Source organism: Sphingobium limneticum (assembly GCF_008710155.1).
Taxonomy (GTDB): Bacteria; Pseudomonadota; Alphaproteobacteria; order Sphingomonadales; family Sphingomonadaceae; genus Sphingobium; species Sphingobium limneticum.
Genome location: NZ_VYPZ01000021.1, coordinates 19,020 through 30,779, shown reverse-complemented (window position 1 = coordinate 30,779; position 11,760 = coordinate 19,020). Strand labels below are relative to the sequence as shown.

The following is an 11,760-nucleotide window of genomic DNA, read 5'->3' as shown; positions in this document are numbered from 1 at the left end:
AGCGAGTTGGACAGTCCTATCGCGTGAGCGCGTCGGGCCGACGCGTAATATCATGTCCTATTTGCGTAAGAAAATATCCTACAGGGCGCGATCCTATTTGTCGGTCGCGCCCCAGATATCGCTGGTCTTCACATAGCCGCGCTGCCCCTTCGCATCGAAGGCGCACCAGCTGCCCGAACAATCGCTGAGCCGGCCCACGACGCCGCGTTGGGCGCGGAACAGCGCGCGCGCGCCGTCGCTGGCGGATTCGCGCAAGGGGGCTTCTTCGGAGCGGACGATCGCGGTCGGCGTGTCGCTGAGCAGGCGGACGTGCATCCAGCCCTGCGCGCCGTCGGCATCCTCCACCTTGCGCCACAGGCCCAGCACCTGCACCACCTTCACCGGCAGGTCGCGGCGACGATAGATCCAGTTGGAGGGATAATCCAGGCTTGGCCCGACGCGCATCCGCGCCTCGTCATGCGAGAGGGACGCCCAATAGGGCACCTTCTTGGCCGGCCCGGCCAGCGCAGCGCCGCCCATGGCCAGCGCCGCAGCCATGCCCGCGCCCAGCAGCAGACGCTTCATTCCAGACCCATTGCCGATGTCACCCATGGCTTTCCCTTACTCCCTGCCGGGCCGCCGCGACAAGCGCTGATCTTGCCGGTTGCGCCATATCCGCTTGACCGGGCGCGTGGGCAGGAATAGCGGCCTAGTCATGGCCAAAAAACAGCGCCCCGCTAAGCCGCGCGTCATCGTCACGCGCCGCCTGCCGCCCAATGTGGAGGCGCGCATGGCCCAATTGTTCGACGCCAGTTTCAATGTCGGCGACGTTGCGATGAGCCACGCCGACCTGGCCCATGCCATGGCGCAGTGCGACGTGCTGGTCCCGTGCATCAGCGATCCCATCGACGCCGCCCTGATCGAGGGCGCGCCGGAGCGGTTGCAACTGATCGCCAGTTTCGGCAGCGGGGTCGATCATATCGACCTGACGGCGGCGCGGAAGAAGGGCATCATCGTCACCAATACGCCCGGCGTGCTGACCGAGGATACGGCGGACATGACGATGGCGCTGATCCTGTCCGTCCCCCGCCGGCTGGCGGAGGGGGAGAAGCTGGTGCGGACGGGCGAGTGGCGCGGCTGGAGCCCGTCCGGCATGTTGGGTCATCGCATCGGCGGGAAGAAATTGGGCATTATCGGCATGGGGCGGATCGGCCGGGCCGTCGCCCGCCGGGCTCGCGCCTTCGGTCTGTCGATCGCCTATCACAACCGCCATCGCCTGCCGTTCGAGGTGGAGCAGGAATTGGAAGCGGAATGGCATGGCGATCTGGACGCGTTGCTGGCCGGGAGCGACATCGTGTCGATCCATTGTCCGCTCAATGCCGATAGTCGCGGGCTGATCGATGCGCGGCGGGTCGGGCTGATGCAGCAGCACGCCTATCTGATCAACACGTCGCGCGCGGAGATTACCGACGAGCAGGCGCTGATCGCGGCGCTGGACGAAGGGCGCATCGCGGGCGCCGGTTTCGACGTCTACACCCATGAGCCGGCCATCGATCAGCGGTTGCTGGCGCTGCCCAACGTCGCGCTGTCACCGCATATGGGGTCGGCGACGTTCGAGGGACGCGACGCGACGGGCGCGCGGGTCATTGCCAATATCCGCACCTGGGTGGACGGGCATCGCCCGCCCAATCAGGTTTTGGAGGGGTGGGTCTAAGGCGACCGGGCGGAACCGCCGTTCGGTTGGGCTCCCATGGCAGGGTCTTCCGCAAATCGTCATGCTGAAACAAGTTCAGGATGACGTTGCTTTTAAAGACAATCGGTTCGCGATCACGCGGTGGCCAATTGGTCCTTGAGGCCGGTCACGACCATATGGCCATGCGCCACCGATTCATGGGCGTGGCGGACGGCGGCCTGGGTTTCCGCGTCGATCGCCTCATCCTTGAGCACGCGCTCAAATTCCTCGCGCAGATAATCTTCACCCCGGTCGATCGCGTGGATCACGGCCTTGTCTCCGCCGCCCAGCGCCACGAAAATATCCTCCAGCCGGCGATGCACGGTGCCGGCGGTGGAACCGAACTCATTGGGCTTGCCGCCCAGCGCACGGCTGCGCGCCTGGAGCAGATCGACCGCCTTGGTCCGTTCGCCGGCCAGATCGCGGAAGAGGATCTGATATTCGGTCGACGTCACCTTGTCGGCGCTATGTTCATAGCCCTTCACGCTGTCGATCAAGGTGGTGATCAGGTCGTCCAGTTTGCTGATGGCATGATTGCTCGACATCTTGGTCTCCTTTTCGATCAGGCAACAACCGATCGGCAGCGGCGATTGTTCAATCAAGCGCCTGATAATCGACCTTAATTTCCCGTTATCCATCTTTGTGCCGCAGGTGGAACAAGTGGCGTTATCGTCGGTTGAACGGACCATCACCTCCCAAGGAAGGATATTTCCATGATCAAGCTTGCGATCATCTCCCTCGTCATTGCCGCGGTACTGGCACTGCTCGGCTTTGGCGGCGCGGCGGGCACCTTCGTCGGTATCGCCAAGATCCTGTTCTTCATCGCCATTGCCGTGTTCGTGCTGTTCCTGGTGCTGGGCGTGCTGGCTGGCAAGGGCATCAAGGATGCTATAGACTGACGCCTATGATAGAGATTGGCGCTGGAGTGGATGAGACAGGCAGATTGCTGCGCGATGAGGCCGGCTTTCTGCTCCAGCGTGATCTGGGCGGGAGTTACCGCCTCGTCCTGCTGCGCGTGCCCGTGGATCATGTCGAGAAACGGGTGCGGGTGCAGGGCTATTATGCCGGTGATGGCATAGTCGAAGCGGAGGGCGTGGCTGCGGCCTGACGCCTCTTGCCAAAAGCGGTGGGACGCGCGATCCATTGCGTCCATGCGCAAGATTCTTTCTTTCCTCATCGCTATTTCCGTGCCGGTTCTGGCCCATGCCCAGATGCCAGCGCAGACGGCGCCCCACGACCAATTGACCAGGATCATCGACGATCATTGGGCCTGGTATCTGTCGACCCATCCTGTCGAGGCGACGGCGCGGGGCGTGCGCGCGTATGACGATCGCATTTCCGATATGTCGCTGGGTGCGCGCGATGCGCAGATCAAGGCGGAGCAAGGCTTCGTCAGCCGGCTGGATGCCGTGCCCGCGCAACAGCTGGATGCGGCCGACCGGGTGAACCGTGACGTGCTTCTGTGGATGCTGCGCGACGATATCGATGGGGACAAGCATCCGGCCGAGCGGTTGATGCTGTTTACGACCTATTATGGCTGGCATCAGGGCTTTTCCGGCATGGCGGACGGCCTGCCTTTCTACAATCGCGCCGATTATGACAGCTATCTGAAGCGGTTGGCGCTCTATCCCAAGATGAATGGCGATGCGCTGGCCATCACGCGGCAGGCGATCAAGGGCGGCTATGTCCAGCCCTGTTCGGTGCTGCAAAATTATGCCGGGACGATCAGCGGCATCGTGGATGGCAAGCCGGAGGAGACGCGCTTCTACGAGCCGTTCGCGCGGGCCAAGCCGCGCGACATCGGCGACGCGGACTGGAGTGCGATGCAGGCGCGGGCCGTTACCATCATCCGTGATGTGCTGACGCCGGAATATCGCAAATGGCATGATTTGTTCGTGACCGACTATCTGCCCCATTGCCGCAAGAGCGATAGCGCGTCGGCCCTGCCGGGCGGGGCGGCCTGGTATGCGGCCCGTGTGAAGGCGCATACGACGACCGACCTGACGCCGGAAGAGATCCATCAGATCGGGCTGGATGAAGTCGCGCGCATCGGCAAGCGGATGGACGAGATTGCGGCCAAGGCCGGATACCCCAGCCGCGCGGCCTATATCCAGCATCTGCGCACCGATCCGTCCTATTATGCCAAGACGCCCGAGGAATTGCTGCGCGTATCGGCGCGGCAGGCCAAGACGATCGACGGACTGCTGCCGCGCTATTTCGGCACGTTGCCGCGATTGCCCTATGGGTTGAAGCCGATCCCGGCGGCCGAGGCGGAAGGCACGACGACGGCCTATTATGGGCCGGGCGCGCCGGAGAGCGGCATATCCGGCACCTATTGGGTCAATACGTCGAAGCTGGACCAGCGCCCTTTCTGGGAAGTACCGGCGCTGACCGCGCATGAGGCGGTGCCGGGCCACCACAACCAGATCGCGCTGCAACAGGAATTGCCGTTGCCGCCATTCCGCAAATATCTGGCGGGTTTTACCGCCTATGTGGAGGGGTGGGCGCTCTATACCGAATATTTGGGCGAAGAAATGGGCCTGTACGACACGCCCGAGAAGATGATGGGGCGCCTGTCCTACGAAATGTGGCGCGCCTGTCGGTTGGTGGTCGATACCGGCATCCATGCCAAGGGATGGGACAAGGCCAAGGCGGTCGCCTTCATGAAGAGCAACAGCGCGCTGTCCGACGCGAATATCGATGCCGAGGTCAATCGCTATATCAGCTGGCCAGGGCAGGCGCTGGGCTACAAGCTGGGCGAAATCAAGATCCGGGCGCTGCGGGCGAAGGCGGAGGCGGCATTGGGACCGAAATTCGACTTGCGTCGCTTCCATGATGCGGTGCTGGCGCAGGGCGCGGTGCCGCTCACTGTGCTGGAAAGCCAGATCGACGGGTGGATCGCGGCGGAGAAGGCGCGGAGTTAACCGTCCTACTAAAGTCCATTCTTTACTCAGACTAATGGCAAAAGCCGCAGTTTTCGGCCAGTTGTCGCACTTGGCAGCAACATTTTGCTGCGCTGCGGCGGCTTGCCAATTCGCGTCTCTTGGCGTACCGGGGCGGCGTCAGCTCCCGGACCGGGCATATAAGTCGGCAAGTGGCGCTGCGCGTCGACTCCGTGCACTTTATATGACGTTGGGAACGAGATGAGCATTTACCTGGATTATCTGGCCGAAATCGAAAGCCGTAAGACTCAGGGACTCGCGCCCAAGCCGATCGACGACGGCGCTCTGGTCGGCGAAATCATCGCCATCATCCAGGACGCGGGCAGCGAACATCGCGCCGACGCACTGAAATTCTTCATCTACAACACGCTGCCCGGCACCACGAGCGCTGCGGGCGTGAAGGCGGCTTTCCTCAAGAAGATCATCCTGGGCGACGTGGCCGTGGCGGAAATCACGCCGGCCTTCGCGCTGGAACTGCTCAGCCACATGAAGGGTGGTCCCTCGATCGAGGTGCTGCTCGACCTGACGCTGGGCGATGACGCAGCGATCGCCAGCCAAGCCGGCGACGTGCTCAAGACACAGGTGTTCCTGTACGACGCCGACATGTTCCGCCTGCGCGATGCGTTCGCGGCGGGCAATGCGGTCGCCAAGGATGTGCTGGAAAGCTACGCCAAGGCGGAGTTCTTCACCAAGCTTCCCGAAGTCGAAGACGAAATCAAGGTTGTGACCTTCATCGCCGGTGAAGGCGATATTTCGACCGATCTTCTGTCGCCGGGCAATCAGGCGCATTCGCGCTCCGACCGCGAACTGCACGGCCTGTGCATGATCACGCCCGAAGCGCAGCAGCAGATCGTGGCGCTGAAGGAACAGCATCCCGACAAGCGCGTGATGCTGATCGCCGAAAAGGGCACGATGGGCGTGGGCAGCTCGCGTATGTCGGGCGTCAACAATGTAGCGCTGTGGGCTGGCAAGCAGTCCAGCCCCTATGTGCCCTTCGTCAACTATGCCCCGGTCGTCGCGGGCACCAACGGCATTTCGCCGATCTTCGCGACCACGGTGGACGTGACCGGCGGCATCGGCCTGAACCTGAAAAACTGGGTCAAGATGACCGGCCCGGACGGCAAGGCCATTTTGAACAATGACGGCAATCCGGTGCTGGAAGAGGCCTTCTCGGTCGCGACCGGGACGGTGCTCAAGATCGACGTCAAGAACCGCAAGCTGACCGACGAGGCCGGTAACGAACTGGTCGACGTCGCCGCCGCCTTCACCCCGCAGAAGATGGAATTCATGAAGGCGGGCAGCAGCTACGCCATCGTGTTCGGCAAGAAGCTACAGACCTTCGCCGCCGAAACGCTGGGCGTCGAAGCGCCGGCCGTGTTCGCGCCGAACAAGGAAATCACCGTCGAGGGCCAGGGCCTGACTGCGGTGGAGAAGATCTTCAACCGCAATGCCGTGGGCGTCGCGCCGGGCAAGGTGCTGCATGCCGGGTCGGACGTGCGCGTCACGGTGAACATCGTGGGGTCGCAGGACACGACCGGTCTGATGACCGCGCAGGAACTGGAAGCGATGGCGGCCACCGTCATTTCGCCGCTGGTCGACGGCGCCTATCAGTCGGGCTGCCACACCGCGTCGGTGTGGGACAAGAAGGCGCAGGCCAACATCCCCAAGCTGATGTCCTTCATGAACAATTTCGGCCTGATCACCGCGCGCGATCCCAAGGGCGTCTATCATGCGATGACCGACGTCATCCACAAGGTGCTGAACGACATCACCGTGGACGATTGGGCGATCATCATCGGCGGCGACAGCCACACGCGCATGTCGAAGGGCGTGGCGTTCGGTGCGGATTCCGGCACGGTCGCGCTGGCGCTGGCCACCGGTGAAGCGACCATGCCGATCCCGCAGTCGGTGAAGGTCACCTTCAAGGGCAAGATGCAGCCCTATATGGACTTCCGCGACGTGGTGCACGCGACCCAGGCACAGATGCTGGCCCAGTTCGGCGGCGAAAACGTGTTCCAGGGCCGCATCATCGAAGTGCATATCGGCACGCTGCTGGCCGATCAGGCCTTCACCTTCACCGACTGGACGGCCGAAATGAAGGCCAAGGCGTCGATCTGCATTTCCGAGAATGAAACGCTGATCGAATCGCTGGAAATCGCCAAGTCGCGTATCCAGATCATGATCGACAAGGGCATGGAAAATGCCGCCGGTACCTTGAAGGGCCTGATCGCCCTGGCGGACAAGCGCATCGCGGAAATCCGTTCGGGTGAGAAGCCTGCGCTGACGCCCGACGACAATGCGAAATATTTCGCCGAAGTCGTGGTCGACCTGGACCTGATCGACGAACCGATGATCGCCGATCCGGACGTCAACAATGCCGACGTGTCGAAGCGCTACACCCACGACACGATCCGCCCCGTGTCCTATTATGGCGGCACGAAGAAGGTCGATCTGGGCTTCATCGGATCGTGCATGGTGCATAAGGGCGACATGAAGATCCTGGCCCAGATGTTGAAGAATATCGAAGCCAAGGAAGGCAAGGTCGAGTTCAAGGCACCTCTGGTCGTCGCGCCGCCGACCTATAATATTGTCGACGAGCTGAAGGCCGAAGGCGATTGGGACGTCCTGAAGAAATATGCCGGGTTCGAGTTCGACGATCTTCACCCGAAGAACGCCGCGCGCACCGAATATGAGAATATGCTCTATCTGGAGCGTCCGGGCTGCAACCTGTGCATGGGCAATCAGGAAAAGGCTGCGAAGGGCGACACCGTCCTCGCCACCTCGACCCGCCTGTTCCAGGGCCGCGTCGTGGAAGATACGGCCAACAAGAAGGGGGAGTCGCTGCTCGCTTCGACCCCGCTGGTGGTGCTGTCCACCATATTGGGCCGCACGCCGAATATGGACGAGTATCGCAGCGCGGTGACGGGTATCGACCTGACGAAGTTTGCGCCGCCCGCCGCGCATTGATCTGGCATTGATCTAGGGAGGGCTAAGGCCCTTTTGCGACAAGGCCGCCGCCATGCTTTCCGCCTGATCGGGGAAGTATGGCTGCGGCCTTTTCGTTTATGCCAATAAGCGGTGATGTGGATTCATAGCTCTCCGTTCCCCGGCGTTAGGCCGGGGTCCAGTTTAGAGCGTGGAACTGGGCCCCGGCTTACGCCGGGGAACGCTCCATCTGATATGCGCTTATCGGCGTGAAGGCAGTTCGGATCAGAGACTGGACGTAAGTGGAAGCGGCGCCAGAGACGGCGTCAACCACGCACGATGTTGCGATGCAGCAAGGGGTAAGGGCGTGTCGCAATGGGCGCATTCGGCCACCACGCGGCCCACGATCCACTGGCTGCCGCCGCAGTCGGGGCAGGGGGTTTTGCGGCCAAGATAATATTGCGGATTGATAGCAATTACGCCGGTTTCGACGGGCGAAAAACCTGTGTCCATGACTGTCTCCCCTTTTCTGCCGATGCAACGTTTAAAGGGGTGAAACGTATCCCTACATAAGCACCACAGACTGCGTCGCCATTTGATTTGAAACGATCAAATGTTATGGCAGCGCAGCATCGGGACATATCTGCTTCGACCATGGGTTGGGGTGTATCCTTGCCACCTTGCCATTCGGCGAGCCTCTGGTGGAAACGCGCCCTCCTTTGGCCGAGGCCATGCGAGGAGACGCACATCTTATGACCGTCATCGGACAGGACACTCTGGGCACGCGCGACACGTTGAATGTCGGCGGCAAGGACATTGCCTATTATTCGTTGAAGAAGGCCGCGCAGAAGCTGGGCGACGTATCCCGCCTGCCTTTTTCGATGAAGGTGCTGCTGGAAAATCTGCTCCGTTTCGAAGATGGCGTGACCGTGACCGCCGAGGATATCCAGGCGATCGTCGACTGGCAGAATGACCGGGGCAAGGCTGAGCGGGAAATCCAGTATCGCCCCGCGCGCGTGCTGTTGCAGGATTTTACCGGGGTGCCCTGCGTGGTCGATCTGGCCGCGATGCGCGACGCGATGAACGCGCTGGGCGCCGACGCCAGCAAGATCAATCCGCAGGTGCCCGTCCACCTCGTCATCGACCATAGCGTCATGGTCGACGAGTTCGGCACGCCCAAGGCGTTCGAGCAGAATATGGAGATCGAATATCAGCGCAATATGGAGCGCTACGACTTCCTGAAATGGGGCAGCAAGTCCCTCGCCAATTTCTACGCCGTGCCGCCGGGCACGGGCATCTGCCATCAGGTCAATCTGGAGAATATCGCGCAGGGCGTGTGGTCTTCGGTCGATGAAAGCGGCGCCACCGTCGCCTATCCCGACACCTGCGTCGGCACCGACAGCCACACCACGATGGTCAATGGCCTGGGCGTGCTGGGTTGGGGCGTGGGCGGGATCGAGGCGGAGGCCGCGATGCTGGGCCAGCCTGTATCCATGCTGATCCCCGAAGTCGTGGGCTTCAAATTCACCGGTACGCTGAAGGAAGGCGTGACCGCCACCGACCTGGTGCTGACCTGCACCCAGATGCTGCGCGCGCGTGGCGTGGTGGGGCGGTTCGTCGAATATTTCGGGCCGGGTCTGGCGACGCTGAGCCTCGCGGACCGGGCGACTTTGGCCAATATGGCGCCGGAATATGGCGCGACCTGCGGCTTCTTCGGCATCGATGACAAGACGCTGGACTATATGCGTCTGACCGGTCGCCCGGACGAGACGATCGCGCTGGTCGAAGCCTATGCCAAGGAGCAGGGGTTCTGGATCGACCCGTCGATCGAACCGGTGTTCACCGACACGTTGGAACTGGACCTGTCCACCGTCGTGCCCAGCCTGGCCGGGCCGAAGCGTCCGCAGGATCGGGTCGCGCTGCCCGACGTCGATGACGTGTTCAATGCCGACATGGTCAATACCTACAAGAAGGCACAGACCCGCGTGCCGGTGGAAGGCAAGGATTTCGACATTGGCGACGGCGACGTCACCATCGCGGCGATCACCAGCTGCACCAATACGTCGAACCCCAGCGTGCTGATCGCGGCTGGGCTGGTCGCCAAGAAGGCGAACGAGCTGGGCCTGAAGCCCAAGCCATGGGTGAAGACGTCGCTGGCGCCGGGTAGCCAGGTCGTGACCGATTATCTGGAAAAGGCGGGGTTGCAGTCGCATCTGGACGCCATCGGTTTCAATCTGGTGGGCTATGGCTGCACCACCTGCATCGGCAATTCGGGGCCGCTGGCGCCCGCGATCAGCGCTGCGATCAATGAAAATGGGCTGGTGGCCGCCGCCGTGATTTCGGGCAACCGCAATTTCGAAGGGCGCGTGTCGCCGGACGTGCGCGCCAACTTCCTCGCGTCGCCGCCGCTGGTGGTCGCCTATGCGCTCAAGGGCACGGTGATCGAGGATTTCCTGACCACGCCGATCGGCGTCAGCACGGCGGGTAACGACGTGTATCTCAAGGACATCTGGCCGACCAACGACGAGATTGCGACCACCATCGCGGGCGCGGTGGACCGGCCGATGTTCCAGGCGCGCTATGCCAATGTCTATAAGGGCGACGCGCATTGGCAGGCGATCGACGTTACCGGATCGGACACCTATCAGTGGCGCGCGGGATCGACCTATGTCGCCAATCCGCCCTATTTCGAGGGGCTGAGCATGACTCCGGCGCCGGTCACGGACATTGTCGAGGCCAAGCCGCTGGCGATCTTCGGCGATTCCATCACCACCGACCATATTTCGCCGGCAGGGTCGATCAAGGCGTCGTCGCCGGCCGGCAAATGGCTGAGCGAGCATCAGGTGAGCCAGGCCGACTTCAACAGCTACGGGTCGCGGCGCGGGCATCATGAGGTGATGATGCGCGGCACCTTCGCCAATATCCGCATCAAGAATCTGATGCTGGATGGCGTCGAGGGCGGCATGACCAGTTATGACGGCGAGGTCATGCCGATCTATGACGCGGCGATGAAGCATAAGGCCGACGGGACGCCGCTGGTCGTGATCGGCGGCAAGGAATATGGCACCGGATCGTCGCGCGACTGGGCGGCGAAGGGCACCAATTTGCTGGGCGTGCGCTCGGTGATCGTGGAAAGCTTCGAGCGCATCCATCGGTCGAACCTGGTCGGCATGGGCGTGTTGCCGCTCCAGTTCAAGGATGGCGACACGCGCGATACGCTGGGTCTGACGGGGGACGAGACGTTCACCATTCAGGGCGTCGCCGACCTGAAGCCGCGTCAGGATGTGGATGTGGTCGTGAAGCGGGCCGATGGTTCGACCTTCACCTTCACCGCGCTGTGCCGCATCGATACCGTCAACGAGCTGGAATATTTCCTGAACGGCGGCATTTTGCAATATGTGCTGCGCAAGCTGGCCGCTTGATCGGCTGAGGCGCTGAGTTAAGAGGAGAGGGCTTCTTCCGGTTGGGAGGAGCCCTTTTTCTATGGGCGCGGCGCGATCATAAAATCGTCATGATTGTCTGAAAATCTCTATTTTCTGGCAGGTTGAGGTGATGGTCATGAACATAGCCATGGTGATTTTGCTGCTGTCGGCGACCGCTGCGCAGGGGCAGGGCAGCGCTCCCTCTTCGGACAAGGACTTTGGCGCCTATGGGCGTGGCACGGCCGAAAATGCGATGACCGAATTTGCGCAATGCGTCGTGCGCGGGGCGCCGGAGAAGGCCGCACAGGCGCTCAAGACGCAGCCGGGATCGCCTGAGGAGACGGCCAGCTTCATCGCGATGGCCAATAGCCGTAAGGGATGTCTGCACCAGGGCAAGCTGCGGATGAAGGGCCATGCGATGCGTGGCGCGCTGGCCGAGCAGCTCTATCTGCACCGTTTCACCGCCCCGCTGGTCGAGCCGGCCAATCCTGCCGCGCCGACGCCGGCCGTGGCGGAAGGGGAGGATGCCTATCATGCCTATGCCGGCTGCATCGTCGCGCGCAACGCGCCTGCGGTGGACAGCCTGATCCGGTACAAGGCCGGCAGCGAGGAGGAACGCGCGGCTTTTCAGCGTGCGATGCCGGCATTGTCCTCCTGTCTGGCGGGCGGCGAAAGCAACCGGTTGCGGATCGACCGCGCCGTGCTGCGCGGCTATCTGGCTGAGGCGTTGCTGGATTTTCGTAATGCCGGCGCCGGCTGA

Annotated in this window: 10 protein-coding genes; 7 read left to right on the top strand and 3 right to left on the bottom strand. The window is 62.3% G+C overall.

The features are described 5' to 3' along the window. Positions 1-93: 93 nt before the first annotated feature. Positions 94-591 (bottom strand): SH3 domain-containing protein, encoded by a 498-nt coding sequence (locus F4U94_RS18385; RefSeq protein WP_120250454.1) that lies wholly within the window; start codon positions 589-591, stop codon positions 94-96. Positions 592-694: 103 nt separating this feature from the next. Here F4U94_RS18385 and F4U94_RS18380 point away from each other — a divergent pair, with 103 nt between their 5' ends. Next, positions 695-1,693 carry a 2-hydroxyacid dehydrogenase gene (locus F4U94_RS18380; protein WP_120250453.1) on the top strand — a complete coding sequence of 333 codons (999 nt, stop codon included), beginning with the start codon at positions 695-697 and terminating at the stop codon, positions 1,691-1,693. A 113-nt stretch (positions 1,694-1,806) separates the two neighbouring features. Here the strand turns inward: F4U94_RS18380 and F4U94_RS18375 are convergent, their stop codons facing one another. After that, positions 1,807-2,256, bottom strand: a complete 450-nt coding sequence (locus tag F4U94_RS18375; RefSeq protein WP_170271962.1) for a PA2169 family four-helix-bundle protein — start codon at positions 2,254-2,256, stop codon at positions 1,807-1,809. 168 nt (positions 2,257-2,424) lie between these two features. On the opposite strand from F4U94_RS18375, the gene F4U94_RS18370 reads away from it, so the two are divergent. The 4 genes from F4U94_RS18370 to F4U94_RS18355 all read left to right on the top strand — a co-directional run bounded on the left by F4U94_RS18370 (position 2,425) and on the right by F4U94_RS18355 (position 7,620). Then, positions 2,425-2,610 carry a DUF1328 domain-containing protein gene (locus F4U94_RS18370; RefSeq protein ID WP_120250451.1) on the top strand — a complete coding sequence of 62 codons (186 nt, stop codon included), beginning with the start codon at positions 2,425-2,427 and terminating at the stop codon, positions 2,608-2,610. 5 nt (positions 2,611-2,615) lie between these two features. Then, positions 2,616-2,819: a DUF5818 domain-containing protein gene (locus F4U94_RS18365; protein WP_120250450.1), complete on the top strand. Its 204-nt coding sequence runs from the start codon at positions 2,616-2,618 to the stop codon at positions 2,817-2,819. Positions 2,820-2,862: 43 nt separating this feature from the next. Further along, positions 2,863-4,635, top strand: a complete 1,773-nt coding sequence (locus F4U94_RS18360; RefSeq protein ID WP_120250449.1) for a DUF885 domain-containing protein — start codon at positions 2,863-2,865, stop codon at positions 4,633-4,635. A gap of 219 nt (positions 4,636-4,854) precedes the next feature. Then, positions 4,855-7,620: a bifunctional aconitate hydratase 2/2-methylisocitrate dehydratase gene (locus tag F4U94_RS18355; protein WP_120250448.1), complete on the top strand. Its 2,766-nt coding sequence runs from the start codon at positions 4,855-4,857 to the stop codon at positions 7,618-7,620. A 243-nt stretch (positions 7,621-7,863) separates the two neighbouring features. On the opposite strand, the gene F4U94_RS18350 is transcribed toward F4U94_RS18355, so the two are convergent. Then, complete coding sequence (locus F4U94_RS18350; protein ID WP_145986215.1) at positions 7,864-8,091, bottom strand: hypothetical protein; 228 nt, start codon at positions 8,089-8,091, stop codon at positions 7,864-7,866. Positions 8,092-8,330: 239 nt separating this feature from the next. Between F4U94_RS18350 and acnA the strand changes: the two genes are divergently transcribed. Further along, positions 8,331-11,000 carry an aconitate hydratase AcnA gene (gene acnA, locus F4U94_RS18345; RefSeq protein ID WP_120250447.1) on the top strand — a complete coding sequence of 890 codons (2,670 nt, stop codon included), beginning with the start codon at positions 8,331-8,333 and terminating at the stop codon, positions 10,998-11,000. A 136-nt stretch (positions 11,001-11,136) separates the two neighbouring features. Further along, entirely contained in the window at positions 11,137-11,760 is a 624-nt protein-coding gene (locus tag F4U94_RS18340) for a hypothetical protein (RefSeq protein ID WP_145986214.1), read from the top strand.